The sequence below is a fragment of the Streptomyces griseoluteus genome (genome assembly GCF_004784465.1).
GTDB classification, from domain to species: domain Bacteria; phylum Actinomycetota; class Actinomycetes; order Streptomycetales; family Streptomycetaceae; genus Streptomyces; species Streptomyces griseoluteus.
The window spans coordinates 156,394-178,815 of the sequence record NZ_SRRU01000002.1; the positions used below are offsets into that span (position 1 = coordinate 156,394).

The following is a 22,422-nucleotide window of genomic DNA, read 5'->3' on the forward strand; positions in this document are numbered from 1 at the left end:
TACTTGCCTGCGGCACGGGCGCCGCGCGCACTACCGTGGGGGCGTGATGGAGGTACGGCGCGCCGCTGAGCGTTACCACGGAGGAGACCCGGAGGCGGGCATCGACTCCCGGCACGCCCTGTCCTTCGGGCCGCACTACGACCCGGCGAACCTGCGCTTCGGCGCGGTGATCGCCTGCAACGAGGAACGGCTCGCCCCCGGCGCCGGGTTCGACGAGCACCCGCACAGCCACACCGAGATCGTCACCTGGGTCGTGGAGGGCGAGCTGACCCACCGGGACTCGGCCGGCCACGAGAGCGTGGTCCGCCCCGGTGACGTACAGCACCTCAGCGCGGCCGCGGGCGTCCGGCACGTCGAGCGGAACGACGGCACGGTCCCGCTGACCTTCGTGCAGATGTGGCTGGCCCCGCTGAAGCCCGGCGGGGAGCCGTCGTACGAGGTGGTGCCGGGCATCGCCGACTCCACGCCGTACGCCCTGCCCGGCGCCGGCGCGATGCTGCACGTGCGGCGGCTGGCGGCGGGGGAGCGGACGGCGATGCCGGACGCCGCGCACCTCTACGTCCATGTGGTGCGCGGCGAGGCCGGCCTCGCGGGGGAGACGCTGGGCCCCGGCGACTCGGCGCGGATCACCGGCGCCGAGGGGCTGGCGGCGGTGGGAGTGACGCCGGCGGAGCTGCTGGTGTGGGAGATGGGTCCCTAGGGATCAGCCGCGGACTTCCGTCAGCACCGCGTCCGTGAAGACCGGCCACGCCTCGATCGCCCAGGGCCCGAAGGCGCGGTCGGCCAGGGCGACGGCGGCCACCTGGGCGTCCGGGTCGGTCCACAGGAAGGTGCCGGACTGGCCGAAGTGGCCGAAGGTGCGCGGGGAGGACGAACTTCCGGTCCAGTGCGGGGACTTGGTGCCCCGGATCTCGAAGCCGAGGCCCCAGTCGTTGGGGTTCTGGTGCCCGTATCCCGGTAGTACGCCCTTGGTACCCGGATACTGCACGGTCATCGCCTCCGCGACCGTCCTGGGATCCAGCAGGCGGGGTGCCTGGAGTTCGGCCGCGAAGCGCAGCAGGTCCGCCACCGTGGAGACGCCGTCCTTGGCGGGCGAGCCCTCCAGCGAGGTCGACGTCATGCCCAGCGGCTCCAGCACCGCCTGGCGCAGATACTCGGCGAAGGGGATGTCGGTGGCCTTGGCGATGTGGTCGCCGAGCTGCTCGAACCCGGCGTTGGAGTACAGCCGCCGCTCGCCGGGCGCCGACATCGTGCGGTGCTCGTCGAAGGCCAGCCCGGAGGTGTGCGCCAGCAGATGGCGGACCGTGGCCCCGGGCGGCCCGGCGGGCTCGTCCAGCTCGACGGCACCCTCCTCGTACGCGACCAGCGCCGCGGAGGCGGCCAGCGGCTTGGTCACCGACGCCAGCGGGAAACGGTGGTCCGCCGGGCCGTGCGTGCCCAGTACGGTCCCGTCGGCCCGCACCACCCCCGCGGCGGCGGTGGGGACGGGCCAGTTCTCGATCAGCGCCAGGCTCTGCAACGACATACCGGCGACCCTATGCGGCTCACACCCGCAGCTCCATCAAGGGGTCCGGCTTGGGCCTGAACCCCAGCGCCTCGTACAGCGGGCGGGCGTCGGCGGAGGCGGTGAGCTGGATCTGCCGGGCGCCCCGCTCGCGGAACCAGGCCAGCAGCCCGTCCATGCACGCACGGGCGTACCCCCGGCGCCGGGTACCGGGATCGGTGGCCACGCTGAAGACGAAGCCGACCACACCCTGCGGATTGGACTCGCGCCCGATCCGGTACTCGGCCGTCCCCACCGCGAGCGCGGCCAGCGACCCCGGCCGCTCCGGGTGGTCCACCACGAACGCGGCGAAGGTCCCTTCCGGGTCGGCCAGCCGGGCGCGCAGGGTCGGCAGGGACTCCGCGTGCCAGGTCCCCGCGTCACGGCCCCCGGAGACGGAGTCGAGCATCACCTGGCGCAGGCGCAGCACTTCCGGCGCGTCCTCGGGCAGCGCCCGGCGTACGAGAGTCATGCGCGGCACGCTAGCGTCCGGCCCGGGTTCCCGTCCTGGCCATTTCTGCCGGATACCGCTTGCTTGGAGTGCGCTCGAAGGTCATAGCGTTGAGGGCATGACGGTGATGCAGACCACGCAGGCGGTGGCGGCCGGCCAGGACATCTGTTCCGGTCCCCCGCCGCGCCATCCCCGGCCCGACGGGCAGGACCGGTACACGATCAGTGAGGTCGTCGCCTTCACCGGACTGACCGCGCACACCCTGCGCTGGTACGAGCGGATCGGCCTGATGCCGCACGTGGACCGCTCGCACACCGGCCAGCGCCGCTACACCAACCGCGACCTGGACTGGCTGGTCTTCGTCACCAAGCTGCGGCTCACCGGCATGCCGGTGGCCGACATGGTCCGGTACGCCGAGCTGGTGCGGCAGGGCGAGAGTACCTACGACGAGCGGCGCGAGCTGCTGGAGTCGACCCGCCGGGACGTGCTCGCCCGGATCCACGAGCTGCGCGACACGCTCGCCGTGCTCGACCTGAAGATCGGTTTTTACGCCACGGAGGGGACCACCCGATGACCGACCGCACGATGCCGTCCGTACGCCTGGGCGAGACCGGCCCGGAGACCGGCGTGCAGGGCCTCGGCTGCATGGGCATGAGCTTCGGCTACGGCCCGGCCGACGCCGAGCAGTCGCGGGCCGCGCTGGAGCGCGCCTTCGACATGGGCGTGACGCTGTACGACACGGCGGACGCCTATGGCGCCGGGGACAACGAGCGGTTCCTCGCCCCCTTCTTCAAGGCCCACCGCGACGAGGTGGTCATCGCCACCAAGTTCGCGCTGTCCATCCCGCCGGACGACCCGAGCAGGCGGACCATCCGTAACGACGCCCCTTACATCCGCCAGGCCGTCGAGGACAGCCTCAAGCGGCTCGACGTCGACGTGATCGACCTCTATTACATGCACCGCCGTGATGTGAACGTCCCCCTGGAGGAGACCGTCGGCGTCATGGCCGACCTGGTGCGCGAGGGCAAGGTCAAGCACCTGGGACTGAGCGAGGTCACCGCGGGGGAACTGCGCACCGCGCACGCCGTCCACCCCATCGCGGCCGTGCAGTCCGAGTGGTCCCTGTTCAGCCGGGACATCGAGGCGCAGGTGGTCCCGGCCGCCCGCGAGCTGGGCGTCGGCCTGGTGCCCTACTCCCCGCTGGGCCGGGGCTTCCTCACCGGCGCCTTCACGGACGCCGCCAAGGAGCTGACCGACGGCGACTTCCGCCGCTCCCAGCCCCGCTTCACCGGTGACAACGCGACCGCCAACGCGGCCCTGCTGGAGCCGGTGCGGCGGGTCGCCGAGGCGCACGGCGCGACCCTCGGCCAGGTCGCACTGGCCTGGGTGCACCAGCGGGCGGCGGTGCACGGCCTCCCGGTCGTGCCGATCCCGGGCACCCGCAAGGCCGAGCGCGTCACCGAGAACGCCGGCGCCGCGCACCTCGTCCTCACCGAGGAGGAGCTGGCCCTGCTGGAGCCGATCGCCGCGCGTGTCGCGGGAGACCGGTACGCCGACATGACGTTCACCTCGGCGGGCCGGGAGCAGTAGCTTCTACAGCTCCGCCAGCAGCTCGGCCTTCTTCGCGGAGAACTCCTCGTCGGTCACCAGACCGGCCTGGTGCAGCTCGCCCAGGTGGCGGATGCGCTCCGCGATGTCGGCCGGGTCCCGCCGGGGCGCCGCCGGGATCGCGGGGACGGCGCCTGTTGTCCGTACCGCCGCGAGGACGGCCGCCGCGAACGGCAGCGACTCGTGCACCGGCCCGTAGCCGAGCCCGAAGACGACGGTCGCCGCGTCCTGGTCCGGCGGTACCGGGTCGGCGGCGCCGGCGGGGTCGTTCGGCAGCAGCCGCAGGTACCCCTCGAACGCCTCCGGTGAGCGCCACTCCACCCCGCCGAGGTCCGCGACCGCGAACCTCTGGTCGCCCGCCTTCCACTTCGCCGACGACGCCCCCGTCCACGACCAGCGAAAACGCACCGAGGTCCCGTCGAAGGACGCCTTCCCGTCGTACGCCTTGAAGCGGAGCGGTGCCTCGGGGGCGCCGATCAGATACCGGTCGGCGGGACCGGACCGGGTCAGCGCGGACTTCAGCTCGTCGGCGTAGTACTCGGCCAGCGTCTCCCGCTCGGCCGGCAGGACCAGCCGGTAGGGGTCCAGGCCCTCGGGAAGCTGGCCGGCCGCGGCCTCCAGCAGCGGGTCGGCTCCGGCGCGCGGCTGAAGGCGCAGCACGACGGTGCCCCGCCGGCCCTCGGCCAGGCTCACGCCCTCCAGCGCGGCGAGCGGCACCCGGCGTTCACCGAGCGCCTGGAAGAGTTTCGGTGTGCGTATCCCCCGTTCGTACCGGATGAGCACGGAGTCTGAGTCGAACTCCCAGACGGCATGAAAACCCGCCAGTACGTCACCCATGCGGCTCATCGTATGCGGCACTTGTCCCTCCGTCGCCACCCGCGCGGACCGCACTTCCTGCTGTTTCTACGCGCGTCCCGCGGCGGGCGCGTCCGGCACGTCGGCCCGGCACGCCTCGTCCGCGCCGGCGCACGTCACCGAGCCGTACGCCCCCACGCCGACCTCGGCGAGGTTGCGCAGGCTGTCCGTGCCCGGCTGGAAATAACCGGCGTGGCCCTGCGCGTCGCGCGAGGACAGCACCCGCGCGCCGAACGCGCGGGACACCGGGTCGGCGCCGTGCCCGAGCCCGCCGACCTCCAGATACGGCACGTCCTGCACCCAGTCGGTGGCATCCCGCATCGCCCACACCCGCGCGGTGCGGTTCAGATGGGCGGCGCTGGGCGCCCGCATGCCGGGGCTCGCGGCCACCGCGATGTCGCTGACCCGGCGGGGCATGCCGGGCGCGGCGACCCCGCAGACCACCGAGCCGTAGCTGTGGCAGAACATCGACACCTCGGCCCGGCCGGGCAGCGCACGCAGCAGCGCGTTCAGCCGGACGGCGCCGTCCACCGCGCGCATCGCGGTCGCCGCGTCCACCCCGAGCCCGGCGGGCGCGGTGTAGTCGGCCCAGGCGATCACGGCGGTACGGGTCGCGGGCGCGGCCTGCCGCTCGGCGGAGTACAGCGACTTGGCCATGCCGACCGGGGCGCTGTAGGGGCGGTAGGACTTCTCGAAGGTCAGCAGGTCGGTGTCGACACCGGGCACCACCACGGAGATCCGCTGGGCCCGGCGCAGGTCGCCGAAGACCTCGGCGATCCGGCCCGAACCCTCGGGGTCGAAGGCGAGGATGTGCCGATCGGGCCGCATCAGCGCCTCGTACCGGTGCATCCGGCGGGCCGCGTCCTGCTGGCCGGCGGTACTGAGCCGGTTGTCGTGCACGCGGCGCGACTCCACGTCCCGCTCCCGCTCCAGCGCCACCCGGTTGGCCTCGTACCGCAGCGACACGGGGGCGCCGTTCATGTTGCCCACCGCCAGCGGGTAGCGCGTCGCCAGGTCGTGGCGGTCGTACGGGGTGAGCGAGCCGAAGAAGCGGGCCAGCTTCGCCGGGGCGGTCTTCGCCGGGTCCGGCAGGGGCTTGCCGTGCACGCTGTCGCGCACCCACGCGGACAGGGACGACCGCAGCGCGGTCGACTCACGGTGGGTGTGCTGCGCCGTCCAGCCGGTGGTCGCGAGCATCACGAACACGACGGCCAGGGCGAGCAGGGCGCGCCACACGCTGAGCTGGGGGGAAATGCCGAAGGAAGTCACTGGGAGGACACACTAGGAGAACGGAAGGGTCTCGGGTCAATCGAGTGGCGGGGATCACGTTTCGTGCGCCGGGGACCGGGACACCAACGATCTTTCTAAACGATCTCGTCCGTTCCGCCAACGATTTCAGGCCGCGCGCCAGTTCCCCGTCAGCGCCGGGCCCACCTGATCGAGGTACGCCGCCGTGAGCCCCCGGATGGCCGCCAGACTGAAGTCGTCCCCGGTGCTCCACTGCCGCTCGGTGACCCGGATCACCCCGGCGAACACCGCCACCGCGAGCCGCGGCCGGGGGTCGGCGTCCACGTCGACACCCTCGCGCTCCGCGAGCAGCCCGGCGATGGTCTGCTCGGTCGCCGCCGACCGGCGCAGATGCGCGGCGAGCAGTGCGGGCGTCGACTCGATCATGCGGTACATCCGCAGATACAGCTCGACCGGTACGACCGACTCCACGGTCTCCCGTATGTCGTCCCAGCCCTCCAGCACGGCCTGCCTGAGCGCCTCCATCGGCGGCTCGTGCGGCGGCCGGGCGCGGACGGCGGCGACGAAGTGGGCCTCCGTCATCTCCTGCACGGCGAAGGCCGCGTCCTCCTTGCCGGCGAAGTAGCGGAAGAAGGTGCGCTGCGAGACGTCGACGGCCTCGGCGATCTCGTCGACGGTGGTGCGCTCGTAGCCCTGGGTGGTGAACAGTTCGAGGGCGGCGCGCACCAGCGCCTCGCGGGTACGCCGCTTCTTGCGCTCGCGCAGCGTCTCCATGACCTCTCCCTGTACGTCCTTCCTGATCAGAGTATGCGGTCGGGTGAACACCGGTCACATGTCAGCCGCTGACGTGTGAATGTGTTTGTCAACTGTCAGCGACTGTCACTAGCCTCATTACATGACTAGTCAGACCACCATCGACAAGACGGGACCGGAGGACGGGTCACCCACCGATGCGTCGCCGCGGCCCTCCTCGGGACTGCGCGGGCACCCCTGGTTCACCCTGATCACCGTCGCCGTGGGCGTCATGATGGTGGCCCTGGACGGCACCATCGTGGCCATCGCCAACCCGGCCATCGCCAAGGACCTGCACGCGAGCTTCTCCGACGTGCAGTGGATCACCAACGCCTACTTCCTCGCCCTCGCGGTCGCCCTGATCACCGCGGGCAAGCTCGGTGACCGCTTCGGGCACCGGCAGACCTTCCTCATCGGCGTGGCCGGCTTCGCGCTGGCCTCCGGCGCCATCGGGCTGTCCGACAGCATCCCGATGGTCGTCACCTTCCGCGTCCTCCAGGGCCTGTTCGGCGCCCTGCTGATGCCGGCCGCGCTCGGCCTGCTGCGGGCCACCTTCCCGGCCGAGAAGCTCAACATGGCGATCGGCATCTGGGGCATGGTCATCGGCGCCTCCACCGCGGGCGGCCCGATCCTCGGCGGTGTGCTGGTCCAGCACGTGAACTGGCAGTCGGTGTTCTTCATCAACGTGCCCGTCGGCCTGCTCGCCCTGCTGCTCGGCACGCTGATCCTGCTGGACCACCGCGCGGAGAACGCCCCGCGCTCCTTCGACCTGCTCGGCATCGCGCTGCTGTCCGGCGCCATGTTCTGCCTGGTCTGGGCGCTGATCAAGGCCCCCACCTGGGGCTGGGGCGACGGCCGCACCTGGGGCTTCATCGGCGCCTCGGCGCTGCTCTTCGTGGTCTTCGCCTGGTGGGAGACGCGGGTCGCGGAACCGCTGATCCCGCTCACCCTGTTCCGCTCGCTCCCGCTGTCGGCGGGCGTGGTGCTGATGGTGATGATGGCCATCGCCTTCATGGGTGGCCTGTTCTTCGTGACCTTCTACCTCCAGAACGTGCACGGTCTCAGCCCGGTCGACGCCGGCCTGCACCTGCTCCCGCTCACCGGCATGATGATCGTCGGCTCCCCCCTGGCCGGCTTCGCCATCACCAAGCTGGGCCCGCGCGTTCCGCTCGCGGGCGGCATGACGCTCACCGCGATCGCCATGTACGGCATGTCCACCCTGAAGGCGGACACCGGCAGCGCGACCATGTCGATCTGGTTCGCCCTGCTCGGCCTGGGTCTCGCCCCGGTCATGGTCGGCGCCACCGAGGTCATCGTCGGCAACGCCCCGATGGCCCTCTCCGGTGTCGCGGGCGGTCTCCAGCAGGCGGCCATGCAGATCGGCGGCAGCCTCGGCACCGCCGTACTGGGCGCCGTCATGGCCTCCAAGGTCGACAACGACCTCCCGGGCAACTGGACCGGCGCGGGCCTGCCCCCGCTGACCCCCGCTCAGCTCGACCAGGCGTCCCAGGCCGTCCAGGTAGGCGTCGCCCCGGTCACGAAGCAGATGCCCCCGGCGATCATCGCCAAGGTCACCGACGTCGCCCACGACACCTTCATCTCCGGCATGAGCCTCGCCTCACTGGTGGCGGCGGGCGTGGCGGCGGTCGCCATCCTGGTGGCCCTCCTGACCCGCCGAGGCGTGAACGCGGAGGCGGGCGCAGGGGTGGGCCACATCTGAAACTCGCCGGCTGGTAGGGGGCGCGGGAAACCGCGCGACCAGCCACGACGGACCCGCGGCCGCGCGATCACCGAAGCCAGAACGGTGATCGCGCGGCCACGCCCGAGCCGCGCAGCGCTACGCGTCTCCTCCGGCAGCGCCGGGCGCCGCCGCCCTCACATCGAGCAACCGGTACCGGTCGATGGCCTGCTTCAGCACGGACCGGTCCACCTTCCCCTCCTTCGCCAGCTCCGTCAGCACGGCCACCACGATCGACTGCGCGTCGATGTGGAAGAACCGCCGAGCCGCCCCGCGAGTGTCCGCGAACCCGAACCCGTCCGCGCCGAGCGACTGGTAAGGCCCCGGCACCCAGCGCGCGATCTGATCCGGCACCGACCGCATCCAGTCGGACACCGCCACGAACGGCCCCTCCGCACCGCCGAGCTTGCGCGTCACGAACGGCACCCGCTGCTCCTCCTCGGGATGCAGCATGTTGTGCTCCTCGCAGGCCACCGCCTCCCGGCGCAGCTCGCTCCAGGAGGTCGCCGACCAGACGTCCGCCCGGACGTCCCACTCGTCGGCGAGGATCTGCTGCGCCTCCAGCGCCCACGGCACCGCGACACCGGACGCCATGATCTGCGCCGGGACCGACCCGCCGGAGCCCTCCCTCAGCCGGTGGACGCCCTTGAGGATGCCCTCCACGTCCACGCCGGCCGGCTCGGCCGGGTGCTGGATCGGCTCGTTGTAGACGGTGAGGTAGTAGAAGACGTCCTCGCCGTGCGGGTGTTCCTCGTCCCCGCCGTACATCCGCCGCAGCCCGTCCTGGACGATGTGCGCGATCTCGTACCCGTACGCCGGGTCGTAGGCCACGCAGGCCGGGTTGGTGGAGGCGAGGAGCTGGGAGTGGCCGTCCGCGTGCTGGAGGCCCTCACCGGTCAGGGTCGTGCGGCCCGCGGTCGCGCCCAGGACGAAACCGCGTGAGAGCTGGTCGGCCATCTGCCAGAACTGGTCGCCGGTGCGCTGGAAACCGAACATCGAGTAGAAGACGTACACCGGGATCAGTGGCTCGCCGTGGGTGGCGTAGGCCGAGCCGGCCGCGATCAGGGAGGCCGTGCAGCCCGCCTCGGAGATGCCGTCGTGCAGCATCTGGCCGGTGGGGGACTCCTTGTAGGCGAGCAGCAGCTCCCGGTCCACCGACTCGTACTGCTGGCCGAGCGGGTTGTAGATCTTCGCACTCGGGAAGAACGAGTCCATGCCGAAGGTGCGGTACTCGTCCGGCGCGATCAGCACGAACCGCTTGCCGATCTCCTTGTCCCGCATCAGGTCCTTCAGCAGTCGCACGAACGCCATGGTGGTGGCGATGGACTGCTGGCCCGACCCCTTCTTCACACTCGCGTACGCCTTCTCGTCGGGCAGGGCGAGCGGCTCGGAGCGCACGACGCGCGTGGGCACGTAGCCCCCGAGCGACTTGCGCCGGTCGTGCATGTACTGCATCTCCTCCGAGTCCCGGCCGGGGTGGTAGTACGGCGGGGCGCCGGACTCCAGCTCCTTGTCGGAGATCGGCAGGTGCAGCCGGTCGCGGAAGCCCTTGAGGTCGTCGACCGTCAGCTTCTTCATCTGGTGGGTGGCGTTGCGGCCCTCGAAGTTGGGGCCCAGCGTCCAGCCCTTGACCGTCTTGGCCAGGATGACCGTCGGCTGGCCCTTGTGCTCCTTGGCCGCCTTGAACGCCGCGTAGATCTTGCGGTGGTCGTGGCCGCCGCGGCCCAGGTGCAGGATCTGGTCGTCGGTCATGTTCTCGACCATGGCGCGCAGCCGGTGGTCGTCACCGAAGAAGTGGTCCCGGATGTAGGCGCCGGACTCGGTGGCGTACGTCTGGAACTGGCCGTCCGGGGTGGTGTTCATCCGGTTGACCAGCACGCCGTCCCGGTCCTGGGCCAGCAGCGGGTCCCAGCTCCGGTCCCACACCAGCTTGATCACGTTCCAGCCGGCGCCCCGGAACTGCGACTCCAGCTCCTGGATGATCTTGCCGTTGCCGCGCACCGGGCCGTCGAGGCGCTGGAGGTTGCAGTTGACCACGAAGGTCAGGTTGTCCAGCCCCTCGCGGGCGGCGATGGAGAGCTGGCCCAGGGACTCCGGCTCGTCCATCTCGCCGTCGCCGAGGAACGCCCACACGTGCGAGGCCGAGGTGTCGGCGATGCCGCGCGCCTCCATGTACCGGTTCATCCGGGCCTGGTAGATCGCGCCGAGCGGGCCGAGGCCCATCGAGACGGTGGGGAACTCCCAGAAGTCCGGCATCGAGCGCGGGTGGGGGTAGCTGGACAGCCCGTCCGGGAACTTGGAGTGCTCCTGGCGGAACCCGTCGAGCTGGTTCTCCGAGAGCCGGTCCAGCAGGTACGCGCGGGCGTAGATGCCCGGCGAGGCGTGGCCCTGGAAGAAGACCTGGTCGCCGCCGTCACCGCCGTCCTTGCCCCGGAAGAAGTGGTTGAAGCCCACGTCGTAGAGGGACGCGGAAGAGGCGAAGGTGGCGATGTGGCCGCCGACGCCGATGCCGGGGCGCTGGGCCCGCGAGACCATCACGGCCGCGTTCCAGCGGGTGGCGTTGAGGATGCGGCGCTCGATCTCCTCGTTGCCGGGGAAGAACGGCTCGCTCTTGGTGGGGATCGTGTTGACGTAGTCCGTGCTGCGCATCTCGGGCACGGCCACGCGCTTCTCGCGGGCCCGTTCGATCAGCCGCAGCATGAGATACCTGGCCCGCTCCCGGCCACGCTCGTCCACGGCGGCGTCGAGGGAGTCGAGCCACTCCTGCGTTTCCTCGGGATCGAAGTCAGGAACCTGACTCGGAAGGCCGCCAATGATGATCGGATTGCGATCGGAACCGGAAGCCACGCTGTTCCTTACCTGTCGGAGGGACCTGCCTACACCGTTCCCCATCGTGTACCTGGGGAACGTGGTACGTCATCCACTGGTGCTCTTCGTTCCCCCGTGCCCCCGGCTCGCCACCCGGTCGGCCACCTGGCTCGCCGCCCGGTCAAAACGACACGATACGCCCGCGGTGTGACGGGCATGGCAAAGTTGTTCGATGGGCGTATCGACGGATGATTCCGAAGTGCGCATACGGGGCACATCGGTGTGATGTGGTTCTCGGGGAAACGGGATACGGTGCCAGAAGTGGCGGCGAAGCGGCCCGGAACGTCACCGTTTCGGCGGTCAGGAGGGCCGGGTACTTGCGCGATCCGTCCCGCCCGTGTGGACTACGGCCAATGCTTCGCGCACGCGCGTGGCTCAGATATTCACCAAGACATGATCAGGAGGCAACCCGTGAGCGCGACCGCGGACCACGCGGAGGAGCGGACGAACCCTGCCGCCAGGCTGGGGTTCCAGCCCGGACAGGTGGTCCAGGAGATCGGCTACGACGAGGACGTCGATCAGGAGCTCCGCGAGGCCATCGAGGAAGCCGTCGAAGGCGACCTGATGGACGAGGAATACGACGACGTGGCCGACGCCGTTGTGCTGTGGTTCCGTGATGACGACGGAGACCTCACCGATGTACTCGTGGATGCCACCACGTACATCGAAGAGGGTGGCGCCATCCTGCTTCTGACGCCGAAGACCGGCCGTACGGGGTACGTGGAGCCGAGCGACATCTCGGAGGCCGCAACCACCGCAGGGCTGACCGCTTCGAAGAGCGTCAGCGTCGGCAAGGACTGGAGCGGCTCGCGTCTGGCGACGCCGAAGGCCGCCAAGTCCGGCAAGCGTTAGAAAGAACGCGTCATCGCCGCGCCGAGCGGACCGGGACTCCCCGGTCCGCCCGGCGGTCCCGGCGTGAGGGCTGCGTAGGGTGGAACCGGGCGAGTGACCCGCGCTCACCCGTACGGCTCAGCGAAGGGATGCAGGACGATGGCGCTCCAGGTCGGCGACGAGGCACCCGACTTCGAACTCAAGGACAACCACGGCCGCACCGTGCGGCTCTCCGACTTCCGGGGCGAGAAGAACGTGGTTCTGCTCTTCTACCCCTTCGCCTTCACCGGCGTCTGCACCGGTGAGCTCTGCGAACTGCGTGACAACCTTCCGCAGTTCACCGACCGCGACACCCAGTTGCTCGCCGTCTCCAACGACTCCATGCACACCCTGCGCGTCTTCGGTGAGCAGGAGGGCCTGGAGTACCCGCTGCTCAGCGACTTCTGGCCGCACGGCAACGTCAGCCGCGCCTACGGCGTCTTCGACGAGGACAAGGGGTGCGCCGTGCGCGGCACCTTCATCCTGGACAAGACGGGCACCGTGCGCTGGACCGTCGTCAACGGGCTGCCCGACGCCCGCGACCTGACGGACTACGTGAAGGCGCTCGACACCCTGTGAGGGCCCCGCGCGCCGCGGGAACCCGTCACTAGGATCGGCACGTTGATCCCATATCCGATGCACTACGGGGCTGTCGGCCCCTGGACACCACATGGAGGACCCGTGGGAGTCAGCCTCAGCAAGGGTGGCAACGTCTCGCTGACCAAGGAGGCTCCCGGCCTGACCGCCGTCATCGTCGGTCTGGGCTGGGACGTGCGCACCACGACCGGCACCGACTTCGACCTCGACGCCAGCGCACTGCTGCTGAACAACGCCGGCAAGGTGGGCAGCGACCAGAACTTCGTCTTCTTCAACAACCTCAAGAGCCCCGACGGCTCGGTCGAGCACACCGGCGACAACCTCACCGGTGAGGGCGAGGGCGACGACGAGCAGATCAAGGTCGACCTCGCCGCCGTCCCCGCCGACGTGGAGAAGATCGTCTTCCCGGTCTCGATCTACGAGGCCGAGAACCGCCAGCAGTCCTTCGGCCAGGTCCGCAACGCCTTCATCCGCGTCGTCAACCAGGCCGGCGGCCAGGAACTCGCGCGCTACGACCTCAGCGAGGACGCCTCCACCGAGACGGCCATGGTCTTCGGCGAGCTGTACCGCAACGGCCCGGAGTGGAAGTTCCGCGCCATCGGCCAGGGGTACGCCTCGGGCCTGCGTGGCATCGCCCAGGACTTCGGCGTCAACGTCTGACGCCGTACGGTTCGCACCTCCTCCGGCGCCGTTCCGCGTTTGCGGGCGGCGCCGTTGGCGCAGGAGAACCAGGAACACCACAGGGGAGGATCAGCATGGGTGTCACGCTCGCCAAGGGAGGCAATGTCTCCCTCTCCAAGGCCGCGCCGAATCTCACCAACGTCATGATCGGGCTCGGCTGGGACGCCCGCTCCACCACCGGCGCCCCCTTCGACCTGGACGCCAGCGCCCTGCTGTGCGGCGCCGGGAACCGGGTGCTGGGGGACGAGTACTTCGTCTTCTACAACCAGCTCACCAGCCCCGAGGGCTCGGTGGAGCACACCGGCGACAACCTCACCGGTGAGGGCGAGGGGGACGACGAATCGATTCTGGTGGATCTTTCCCGGGTGCCGCCGCAGTGCGAGAAGATCATTTTCCCGGTCTCGATCCATATGGCGGACGAGCGCAACCAGTCCTTCGGCCAGGTCGCCAACGCTTTCATCCGGGTGGTCAACCGGTCCGACGACCAGGAACTCGCCCGCTACGACCTCAGCGAGGACGCCTCCACCGAAACGGCCATGATCTTCGGCGAGCTCTACCGGTATCAGGGCGAATGGAAGTTCCGTGCGGTCGGACAGGGGTACGCGTCCGGACTCCGGGGCATCGCTCTAGACTTCGGAGTCAACGTTTCGTAAAGCCGGGTACGGCGGCGGGGGAGACCTCCCCCAGAAGATGATGGGGTAGCCAGTGCTTCTGAAAACCTTCGGCTGGTCTTTCGCGATCACCGCGATCGGCCTGGTCGCGGCGGTCTTCTACGGGGGGTGGAAGGCCTTCGGCATCGTGGCGATCCTTTCCGTCCTCGAGATCTCGCTGTCCTTCGACAACGCGGTGGTCAACGCCGGAATCCTGAAGAAGATGAATGCCTTCTGGCAGAAGATCTTCCTCACCGTCGGCGTGCTCATCGCGGTCTTCGGCATGCGGCTGGTCTTCCCCGTCGTCATCGTCGCCGTCAGCGCCAAGATGGGCCCGATCGAGGCCGTCAATCTCGCGCTGAACAACAAGGACCGCTATCAGGAACTGGTCACCGACGCCCACCCGGCGATCGCCGCGTTCGGTGGCATGTTCCTGCTGATGATCTTTCTCGACTTCATCTTCGAGGACCGGGACATCCAGTGGCTGCGCTGGATCGAGCGGCCGCTGGCCAAGCTCGGCAAGGTCGACATGCTGTCCGTCTGCATCGCCATGATCGTCCTGCTGATCACCTCCTTCACCTTCGCCACCCATGCCCACCAGCACGGCGGCGCCCATGTCGACAAGGCTCAGACGGTCCTGATCGCGGGCATCGCGGGTCTGATCACCTACATGGTCGTCGGCGGTCTCTCCGGGTACTTCGAGGACAAGCTGGAGGCCGAGGAGGAGGCCGAGCACGAGGCCGAGGAGGAGGCCGCCCGCTCCGGCAAGCCGCGCTCGGCGGTGAAGCTGGCCGGCCAGGCCGCGTTCTTCATGTTCCTGTACCTGGAAGTCCTGGACGCGTCCTTCTCCTTCGACGGTGTGATCGGCGCCTTCGCCATCACCAACGACATCGTCCTGATGGCGCTGGGCCTCGGCATCGGCGCGATGTACGTCCGTTCGCTGACCGTCTACCTGGTCCGCCAGGGCACGCTCGACGACTACGTCTACCTGGAGCACGGCGCCCACTACGCGATCGGCGCCCTGGCCGTGATCCTCATGGTCACCATCCAGTACGAGATCAACGAGGTCATCACCGGCCTGGTCGGCGTCGTCCTGATCGCCTGGTCCTTCTGGTCCTCGGTCCGCCGCAACCGTGCCCTCGCGGCCGCGGGCGGCGATACCGGGTCGAGCGAGAAGGCGGAGATCTCCTCCGGGGTCTGACGGCCCCTAGGGGCAAGATCGGGGACGTGGCGGGGTGTGGCATCCCGCTCGGTGAGGAACGCTTCGAATGGGGCGGCCGACTCGGGTCGGCCGCCCCGACGACTTTTCCAGGGGGGCGGACATGGGATTTCTCGACGGACTGCTGGGCGGCCGCACCGCCGACTTCGACTCGGGCAGCTCCGGGTCCAACGCGATCGAACTGACCAAGCGGCACCAGCAGGTGTCCCTCACCAGACAGGGCGCGGCCACCGGGAACCTCCGGGTCAACCTGACCTGGCGGATGCGCACCTCCGACCTCGGCGGTCCCCAGCGCGGCAGCCTCTTCCGGCACCCTTTCAAGGCACTGAAACCACCGGAAGTGATGGGCCACGGCCAGAGCATGGTCAACGTCGACCTGGACCTCGGCTGCCTCTACGAACTCGCCGACGGCACCAAGGGCGTCGTCCAGCCCCTCGGCGGCTACCTGGGCGACGTCAACGCCCCGCCGTACGTCAAGCTCAGCGGCGACGACCGGTTCGGCTCCGCCTCGGGCGAGACGATGTACGTCAACCTGGACCACCGGGACGCCATCAAACGCCTGCTGGTCTTCGTGTACATCTACGACCAGACCCCGGCCTTCGACCGCACCCACGCCGTGGTCACGCTGTATCCGAGCAACGGCCCGCGCATCGAGATCGGCCTCGACGAACGCCATCCGCAGGCCCGCTCCTGCGCGGTGGTGCTGATAGAGAACGTGAAGGGCGAGCTGGTCGTGCGCCGCGAGGTGAAGTTCGTCTACGGCTTCCAGGGCGAGCTGGACCGGCTGTACGGCTGGGGCCTGACCTGGGGCCGGGGCTACAAGACCAAGGCGGACCGGTGAGCGGACGCTAGCGCCCGAGGAACTGCGGCCCCTGCGGCGGCAGCCGGAAGTCCGGGTCCAGCGGGGCCGCCGCGGGCACCGGCTGGGGCTGGGGGTAGCCATAGGCGGGCGGCGCCTGCGTCTGGACGGACTGGGGATAGCCGTAGGTGGCCTGGCTCGCGGAGGCGGGCTGCGGGTAGCCGTACGCGGGCTGCGGGGCCGAGACGGGCTGCGGATAACCGTAGGCCGGCGGCTGGGCGGGCAGCGGCGGCAGCGGTACGGGCTGCTCCGGGGGCAGCGGCACCGACCGGGACTCGTGCGGCCGCGGCTCCTCGGCCGCCGCCTCCGACTCGTCCACCGAGATGCCGAAGTCGGTGGCGAGCCCCTCAAGACCGTTGGAGTAGCCCTCGCCCAGCGCGCGGAACTTCCAGCCGTCCCCGCGCCGGTACAGCTCGCCGCAGATCAGCGCCGTCTCCGCGCCGGTCTCCGGCTTCACCTCGAACCGGGCCAGCGGCTCGGCGTCGGTCGCCGAGGCGTCATAGACCAGCAGGCACAGGGACGGGACGCGGTCGAAGGGGACGTCGTCGGCGGAGGCCACCAGCAGGACGCGGTCCACCCCGGACTCGACCCCGGCCAGGTCCACCTGGACGGTGTCGGTCAGGCCACCGGCGACCGGCTTCCGGCCCAGCCCCCACACCGCGCCGGAGGGATGGCGGGGCTGGTTGTAGAAGACGAAGTCCTCGTCCGAGCGCACCCGGCCGTCGGGGCCCAGCAGCAGCGCGGAGGCGTCGACCTCGGGGACGTCCTGCCCCGGTGTCCAGCGCAGCACCGCCCGTACCGCGGCGGCGTCCACCGGGACGTTCGACCCCTTCAGCATCGCGTGCGTCATGCGGTCATCCTGCCTTCTCCGTCCTGGCCACGACAATGCGGGGGGTGTTCCACCCGACACGGACGGGTAACCGGAAATTCATGCCGGCCGGGAACCTCCGACATGCGTCTCTACGTACTATTACCGGCCACCCTTTGCGGAAATCACAGACTCGGCGCGCCTTGAGGAGTCCTATGCGTCATTTCGGGCACATCGCCCCCGAAACGCGGGAGCGTCTCTTCCACCAGGAGCCGTGCGCCTTCACCGCCGACTCCCCGGCCAAGGTGCTCTCGGCGGCCCTCGGGGCCACCCTGTACAGCCCGGCCACCCGGCCCCGGCTCGCCGCCGACATCGTCAAGCAGACGGGCAGTGGCGTCGTCTCGATGGTGCTGTGCCTGGAGGACTCCATCGCGGACGAGGACGTGCCCGCCGGTGAGGAGAACCTGGTCCGGCAGTTCGCCGAGCTGGACGCCCTGCTCGCCAGGACGGGCGCCGAGCCGCCGCTGCTGTTCGTCCGGGTGCGCACGCCCGACCAGATCCCCGACCTGGTCCGGCGCCTGGGCGTCAGCGTCCGGCTGCTGTCCGGCTTCGTGCTGCCCAAGTTCACCGAGGAGCGCGGCGTCCCCTTCCTGGAGGCGCTGAGCGCCGCCGAGACCGCCTGCGGACGGCGGCTTTTCGCCATGCCGGTGCTGGAGTCGCCCGAGCTGCTCTACCGCGAGTCCCGCGTGGAGATCCTGGAGGGCATCGCCCGCGCGGTCGGCAAGTACCGCGACCGGGTCCTGGCACTGCGCCTGGGCGTCACCGACTTCTGCTCCTCCTACGGCCTGCGCCGGGCCCCCGACATGACCGCGTACGACGTCCAGATCGTCGCCTCCGTCATCGGTGACGTGGTCAACATGCTGGGCCGGGCCGACGGCAGCGGGTTCACGGTGACCGGGCCGGTGTGGGAGTACTTCCGGGTCCCCGAGCGCGTCTTCAAGCCGCAGCTCAGGACGAGCCCCTTCCTTGAGGTGCGCGCCGTCGGCCTGCGCGAGAAGCTGATCGAACACGCCATGGACGGCCTGCTGCGGGAGATCTCCCTGGACCAGGCCAACGGTCTGCTCGGCAAGACCTGCATCCATCCCTCCCATGTGCTTCCCGTGCACGCGCTCTCCGTGGTCAGCCACGAGGAGTTCAGCGACGCGGCGGACATCCTCCGGCCGGACAGTGACGGCGGCGGAGTCCTCAGGTCCGCGTACACGAACAAGATGAACGAAGTGAAGCCGCACCGCGCCTGGGCCGAGCGGACCCTGCTGCGCGCGGAGGTCTTCGGCGTGGCCAACGAGGACGTCGGCTTCGTGGACCTGCTCACCGCCGGCGTGACCGGCTGACCCCTCCCTCGCACGCAAGCCCCTCCTGGCACAGAGCCTCGTCTCCCTGCCCCGAGCCGCAAGGAACGCATGAAGAACGCAGTGAACGACGGCGTCTGGTCCGGCACCTGGGTCGCCCGGCGACTCGGTGTCGAACTGGAGGGCGACGAGCACCTGACCGACCTGCTGGGGATGGCACTGCGCCGCAATCCCAAGCGGGCCCATCTGCTGGTCTCCAACGTGCTCGGCAAGCACGTCCCGCAGTCGCCCGCCGTGGTCCACGGCCACGGGGTGCGCCTCGGCCACCGGGTCCGCGCCCTGCTCGGGGACGCGGAGGCGGCCCGCGCGGTAGTCCTCGGGTACGCGGAGACCGCCACCGGCCTCGGCCACTCGGTCGCGGACGGCCTCGCCCTCGCCCCGTATCTGCACTCCACCCGCCGCCCGGTCGCCGGGGTCACCCCGGCCGGCGGCTTCGAGGAGTCCCACTCCCACGCCACCTCCCACCTGCTGCTCCCCGAGGACCCGGCGCTGCTGGCCGGGGACGGCCCGCTGGTGCTGGTGGACGACGAGTTCTCCACCGGCAACACCGTCCTGAACACCATCCGCGAGCTGCACGCCCGCCACCCCAGGCGCCGCTATGTGGTCGTCGCCCTGGTCGACATGCGCTCCGCCGAGGACGCCGCCCGGCTGGACGGGTTCGCCGCCGAGATCGGCGCCCGCGTCGACCTGGTCGCCGCCGCCTCCGGGACCGTACGGCTGCCCGAGGGCGTCCTGGAGAAGGGGCAGGCGCTGGTCGCGGAGCACGAGCGGGCCGACGCCGTGCCGGGCGCGGTGCCGGGCGGCGAGGTGAGCCGGGTCGAACTGGGCTGGCCGGCCGGGCTGCCCGACGGCGGACGGCACGGCTTCACCCCGGCCCATCGCGCCCGGCTGGAGGCCGCGCTGCCCGGCATGGCCGCCCGGATCGCCGACGCGCTGCCCGACGGCTCCCGCCGGGTGCTGGTGCTGGGCTTCGAGGAGCTGATGTACGCCCCGCTGCGGCTCGCGGCCGAGCTGGAGCGGGCCGTCCCGGCGGAGGTGCGCTACTCCACCACCACCCGTTCACCCGTGCTCGCCGTGGACGACCCCGGCTACGCGATACGCACCCGGCTCGCCTTCCCCGCCCACGACGACCCGGCGGACGGCCCCGGCGAGCGGTACGCGTACAACGTCGCGGGCGCGGGCTTCGACACCGTGGTCGCCGTCGTCGACTCCGCGGCCGACACCCCCGCCCTGCACGCCCCGGACGGCCTGCTCGCCCGGCTCGCGGCGCACGTCCCGCACATCCTGCTCGCGGTCGTGCCCGCCCACGAGCCCCACCTTCCCGAAAGGCCGGCCATGCTGCCCGAGCCCCTCCGCGGCCCCGCCTTCTCCTCGTACGCGCCCGGCGAGGTCGGCTGGCTGCTCCAGGACCTGTCCGCGGTCAGCCTGGAGGCGCCCACCGAGGAGCGCGAGGAGGCCGTGCAGAACGGCGGCGCGCACTACGCGGAGTCGCTGCCGGTGGAGTACCAGCCCAGCGAGCGCTACCAGGCGCTGTTCCACGCCGCCCTGGAGGCCTCCGCCGACCGGATCGCCCGCGCGGTCGGCGTGGTCACCGAGACCGTGCTCACCGAGCGCGGCGGTACCCCCGTCCTGGTCTCGCTCGCCCGCGCCGGAACGCCGGTCGGCGTGCTCATGCGCCGCTGGGCCGAGCAGCGGTACGGAACCGAACTCCCGCACTACGCCGTCTCGATCGTCCGGGGCCGGGGCATCGACGCCAACGCGCTGCGCTGGCTGGCCGCGCACCACGACCCGCGTGACGTCGTCTTCGTGGACGGCTGGACCGGCAAGGGCGCCATCACCCGTGAACTCGCCGCCGCCATCGAGGAGTTCGAGCGCGCGGAGGGCGTCACCGGCTTCGACCCCGAGATCGCCGTCCTCGCCGACCCCGGCTCCTGCGTGCGCACCTACGGCACCCGCGACGACTTCCTCATACCCTCCGCCTGCCTCAACTCCACGGTCTCCGGCCTGATATCGCGCACCGTGCTCCGTGCCGACCTCGTCGGCCCGGACGACTTCCACGGCGCCAAGTTCTACCGCGAACTGGCGGACGCCGATGTGTCGGTGGCCTTCCTCGACGCCGTCTCCGCCCGCTTCCCCGAGGTCCGCGACGAAGTGGACGCCGCCGTCAAGGAACTGCTGGCCGAGGACCGCACCCCGACCTGGGAGGGCTGGCGGGCCGTGGAGCGGATCAGCGAGGAGTACGGCATCCACGACGTGAACCTGGTCAAGCCCGGCGTCGGGGAGACCACGCGGGTGCTGCTGCGCCGGGTGCCCTGGAAGATCCTCGCCAAGGCGGGCGCGGGCGCCGACCTCGACCATGTCCGGCTGCTCGCCGAACAGCGCGGGGTCCCGGTGGAGGAGGTCGATGGCCTGCCGTACACCTGCGTCGGCCTGATCCACCCGAAGTACACCCGCGGTGCCACGGGGGCCGACGGCCGGGCGGTGAACGTCTGATGCCGGTACTGGTGGCCAGCGACCTCGACCGCACGCTGATCTACTCGGCGGGTGCCCTCGCGCTCACCATGCCCGACGCCCGGGCGCCCCGGCTGCTCTGTGTGGAGGTGCACGAGTCCCGTCCGCTGTCCTTCATGACGGAGACGGCGGCCTCCCTGCTGACCGAACTGGCGGACGCGGCGGTGTTCGTGCCGACGACCACCCGCACCCGTACCCAGTACGGGCGGATCAACCTCCCCGGCCCGCCCGCCCGGTTCGCGATCTGCGCCAACGGCGGCCATCTCCTGGTCGACGGCGTCACCGACCGGGACTGGCACGCCTCGGTGCTGGCCCGCCTCGCCGACGAGTGCGCGCCGCTCGCCGAGATCACCGACCATCTGCGCCGGGCCTCCGACCCGGTCTGGCTGCGCAAGCAGCGGGTGGCCGAGGACCTGTTCGCGTACCTGGTGGTCGAGCGGGAGCTGCTGCCCGAGGACTGGGTGGGCGAGCTGGCCGAGTGGGCCGGGGAGCGAGGCTGGACGGTGTCGCTCCAGGGCCGCAAGATCTACGCGGTTCCGCAGCCGCTCACCAAGGGCGCGGCGGTGCGCGAGGTGGCCCGGCGCACCGGCGCGGAGCTCACGCTCGCGGCCGGGGACTCGCATCTGGACGCCGACCTGCTGCTGGCCGCCGACCGCGGCTGGCGCCCCGGCCACGGCGAACTCGCCGACAGCGGCTGGAGCGCGCCCGTGGTCGGCGCGGTGGCCGAGCGGGGCGTGCTGGCGGGGGAGCGGATCACCCGCGAGTTCCTGCGGGCGGCGCGGGGAGCGGTGGTCCCGGCGCGGCTGCCGGCGTAGCGGTGGCGGAGTACGGCGAAACGGCACCGGACGTCCGTCCGGTGCCGTACTCATGTCCTGCTCAGCCGCAGCAGCCGCCCCCGCAGCAGCCACCGCCGCCGCCTCCGCCCGAGGGGGCCGGGGCGGCGGAGGAGCCGCCGACGGCCACCGCCGACAGCAGCTTGACCGTGTCGTCGTGGCCCTCGGGGCAGGTGGCGGGCGCGGCGGACTCCGCCATCGGGCGGCTGAGTTCGAAGGTGTCGCCGCAGGTCCGGCAGCGGTACTCGTAGCGAGGCATGCGCACAGGTTAGCCGCCGGACCCGGCGAGCGGGCGAGTCACTCGGGCTTCGTGTCCGGCCCGGTGACGGCGCGCTTGTCCGGGGTGGTGAGGGCCGGGTCCTCGTGCTCGGCATCGGGGTGCCGGGAGCGCCAGTAGGGGTTGTCGTGCGGGAGGGACGAGCCGACCCGGCCGTACATGCCGAAGGTCATGAGCAGCAGGCCGACGATGAAGGTGAAGAACACGTTCTGGATCTTGAACGCCAGGAAGTTGTTCTCGGTGCCCAGCAGACCCAGGTTGAGGAAGCCGTTCAGGATGAACAGCACGCCGAAGACCATGTTCAGGGTCGAGGCGAAGTTGCCGCCGATCACCATCCCCGCCAGCAGGATCAGGCCGACGCAGATGGAGAGCACGCTCAGCGCGCCGTTGGTGTTCAGGCCCGCGACCGTGTCGCTGCCGACGTTGAAGGCACCGATGTGGCCGACCAGGCCGAGGATGCCGAAGATCAGCAGGAACAGCCCGATCAGGCCCGCGCCGACGCGGTAGACGCGGTTCAGCTTGTGGTCGACGGGCAGGTGCTCGTCGAAGACGGTGCGATGCCGGGTGGACTGCTTGTCGCGCGAGTGCACTGCGTGTGCGGCCAT

22 protein-coding genes are annotated in these 22,422 nt (G+C 70.8%); 13 read left to right on the forward strand and 9 right to left on the reverse strand.

The genetic code is table 11. The annotated features are described in order from the left end of the window. Positions 1-46 precede the first annotated feature (46 nt). Entirely contained in the window at positions 47-700 is a 654-nt protein-coding gene (locus tag E5082_RS06150; RefSeq protein ID WP_135790700.1) for a pirin family protein, read from the forward strand. Between the two features lie 3 nt (positions 701-703). Here the strand turns inward: E5082_RS06150 and E5082_RS06155 are convergent, their stop codons facing one another. Together E5082_RS06155 and E5082_RS06160 are read right to left on the reverse strand one after the other, a co-directional pair. Continuing rightward, positions 704-1,525: a serine hydrolase domain-containing protein gene (locus E5082_RS06155; RefSeq protein WP_135790262.1), complete on the reverse strand. Its 822-nt coding sequence runs from the start codon at positions 1,523-1,525 to the stop codon at positions 704-706. 19 nt (positions 1,526-1,544) lie between these two features. Further along, positions 1,545-2,015, reverse strand: a complete 471-nt coding sequence (locus E5082_RS06160; RefSeq protein ID WP_135790263.1) for a GNAT family N-acetyltransferase — start codon at positions 2,013-2,015, stop codon at positions 1,545-1,547. Between the two features lie 97 nt (positions 2,016-2,112). Between E5082_RS06160 and E5082_RS06165 the strand changes: the two genes are divergently transcribed. Both E5082_RS06165 and E5082_RS06170 read left to right on the forward strand, forming a co-directional pair. Then, positions 2,113-2,568, forward strand: a complete 456-nt coding sequence (locus tag E5082_RS06165; protein WP_135790264.1) for a MerR family transcriptional regulator — start codon at positions 2,113-2,115, stop codon at positions 2,566-2,568. Next, the gene (locus E5082_RS06170) at positions 2,565-3,584 is read left to right on the forward strand and encodes an aldo/keto reductase (protein WP_135790265.1); all 1,020 of its coding nucleotides are present in this window, start codon (positions 2,565-2,567) and stop codon (positions 3,582-3,584) included. Before E5082_RS06165 ends, E5082_RS06170 begins: the two co-directional genes overlap by 4 nt. Before the next feature lie 3 nt (positions 3,585-3,587). Here the strand turns inward: E5082_RS06170 and E5082_RS06175 are convergent, their stop codons facing one another. From E5082_RS06175 to E5082_RS06185, 3 genes are all read right to left on the reverse strand, one after another. Beyond that, the gene (locus E5082_RS06175; RefSeq protein WP_135790266.1) at positions 3,588-4,439 is read right to left on the reverse strand and encodes a DUF4429 domain-containing protein; all 852 of its coding nucleotides are present in this window, start codon (positions 4,437-4,439) and stop codon (positions 3,588-3,590) included. Between the two features lie 66 nt (positions 4,440-4,505). Next, the gene (locus E5082_RS06180) at positions 4,506-5,726 is read right to left on the reverse strand and encodes an alpha/beta hydrolase (protein WP_135790267.1); all 1,221 of its coding nucleotides are present in this window, start codon (positions 5,724-5,726) and stop codon (positions 4,506-4,508) included. 126 nt (positions 5,727-5,852) lie between these two features. Beyond that, a complete protein-coding gene (locus tag E5082_RS06185; RefSeq protein WP_086695842.1) occupies positions 5,853-6,479 on the reverse strand; it encodes a TetR family transcriptional regulator in 627 nt (208 codons plus the stop codon). Between the two features lie 121 nt (positions 6,480-6,600). Between E5082_RS06185 and E5082_RS06190 the strand changes: the two genes are divergently transcribed. Further along, entirely contained in the window at positions 6,601-8,217 is a 1,617-nt protein-coding gene (locus E5082_RS06190; RefSeq protein ID WP_135790268.1) for an MFS transporter, read from the forward strand. Positions 8,218-8,334: 117 nt separating this feature from the next. On the opposite strand, the gene aceE is transcribed toward E5082_RS06190, so the two are convergent. Next, the gene (gene aceE, locus E5082_RS06195; RefSeq protein ID WP_135790269.1) at positions 8,335-11,082 is read right to left on the reverse strand and encodes a pyruvate dehydrogenase (acetyl-transferring), homodimeric type; all 2,748 of its coding nucleotides are present in this window, start codon (positions 11,080-11,082) and stop codon (positions 8,335-8,337) included. A gap of 432 nt (positions 11,083-11,514) precedes the next feature. On the opposite strand from aceE, the gene E5082_RS06200 reads away from it, so the two are divergent. The 6 genes from E5082_RS06200 (at position 11,515) to E5082_RS06225 (ending at position 15,961) form a co-directional block, all read left to right on the forward strand. Beyond that, positions 11,515-11,955, forward strand: a complete 441-nt coding sequence (locus tag E5082_RS06200; RefSeq protein ID WP_018545328.1) for a DUF3052 domain-containing protein — start codon at positions 11,515-11,517, stop codon at positions 11,953-11,955. 138 nt (positions 11,956-12,093) lie between these two features. Further along, positions 12,094-12,552: a peroxiredoxin gene (locus tag E5082_RS06205; RefSeq protein WP_086695839.1), complete on the forward strand. Its 459-nt coding sequence runs from the start codon at positions 12,094-12,096 to the stop codon at positions 12,550-12,552. A gap of 102 nt (positions 12,553-12,654) precedes the next feature. Then, positions 12,655-13,230 (forward strand): TerD family protein, encoded by a 576-nt coding sequence (locus tag E5082_RS06210; protein ID WP_086695838.1) that lies wholly within the window; start codon positions 12,655-12,657, stop codon positions 13,228-13,230. Between the two features lie 95 nt (positions 13,231-13,325). After that, positions 13,326-13,904 (forward strand): TerD family protein, encoded by a 579-nt coding sequence (locus E5082_RS06215; protein WP_086695837.1) that lies wholly within the window; start codon positions 13,326-13,328, stop codon positions 13,902-13,904. 52 nt (positions 13,905-13,956) lie between these two features. Further along, positions 13,957-15,102 (forward strand): DUF475 domain-containing protein, encoded by a 1,146-nt coding sequence (locus E5082_RS06220; RefSeq protein WP_135790270.1) that lies wholly within the window; start codon positions 13,957-13,959, stop codon positions 15,100-15,102. A gap of 121 nt (positions 15,103-15,223) precedes the next feature. Beyond that, a complete protein-coding gene (locus E5082_RS06225; RefSeq protein ID WP_086695835.1) occupies positions 15,224-15,961 on the forward strand; it encodes a TerD family protein in 738 nt (245 codons plus the stop codon). 7 nt (positions 15,962-15,968) lie between these two features. Here the strand turns inward: E5082_RS06225 and E5082_RS06230 are convergent, their stop codons facing one another. Further along, on the reverse strand, positions 15,969-16,829 hold the full coding sequence (locus E5082_RS06230) for a TerD family protein (RefSeq protein WP_135790271.1): 861 nt from the start codon (positions 16,827-16,829) through the stop codon (positions 15,969-15,971). A 173-nt stretch (positions 16,830-17,002) separates the two neighbouring features. Between E5082_RS06230 and E5082_RS06235 the strand changes: the two genes are divergently transcribed. The 3 genes from E5082_RS06235 (at position 17,003) to E5082_RS06245 (ending at position 21,522) form a co-directional block, all read left to right on the forward strand. Continuing rightward, a complete protein-coding gene (locus tag E5082_RS06235) occupies positions 17,003-18,178 on the forward strand; it encodes an HpcH/HpaI aldolase/citrate lyase family protein (protein ID WP_135790272.1) in 1,176 nt (391 codons plus the stop codon). A 69-nt stretch (positions 18,179-18,247) separates the two neighbouring features. After that, positions 18,248-20,689, forward strand: coding sequence for a phosphoribosyltransferase (locus tag E5082_RS06240; RefSeq protein ID WP_135790273.1), 2,442 nt, complete (start codon positions 18,248-18,250; stop codon positions 20,687-20,689). Further along, on the forward strand, positions 20,689-21,522 hold the full coding sequence (locus tag E5082_RS06245) for an HAD family hydrolase (RefSeq protein WP_135790274.1): 834 nt from the start codon (positions 20,689-20,691) through the stop codon (positions 21,520-21,522). Before E5082_RS06240 ends, E5082_RS06245 begins: the two co-directional genes overlap by 1 nt. Before the next feature lie 61 nt (positions 21,523-21,583). Here the strand turns inward: E5082_RS06245 and E5082_RS06250 are convergent, their stop codons facing one another. Both E5082_RS06250 and E5082_RS06255 read right to left on the reverse strand, forming a co-directional pair. After that, positions 21,584-21,799 carry an FmdB family zinc ribbon protein gene (locus E5082_RS06250; RefSeq protein WP_086694161.1) on the reverse strand — a complete coding sequence of 72 codons (216 nt, stop codon included), beginning with the start codon at positions 21,797-21,799 and terminating at the stop codon, positions 21,584-21,586. Between the two features lie 38 nt (positions 21,800-21,837). Beyond that, positions 21,838-22,422, reverse strand: coding sequence for a DUF4383 domain-containing protein (locus E5082_RS06255; protein WP_135790275.1), 585 nt, complete (start codon positions 22,420-22,422; stop codon positions 21,838-21,840).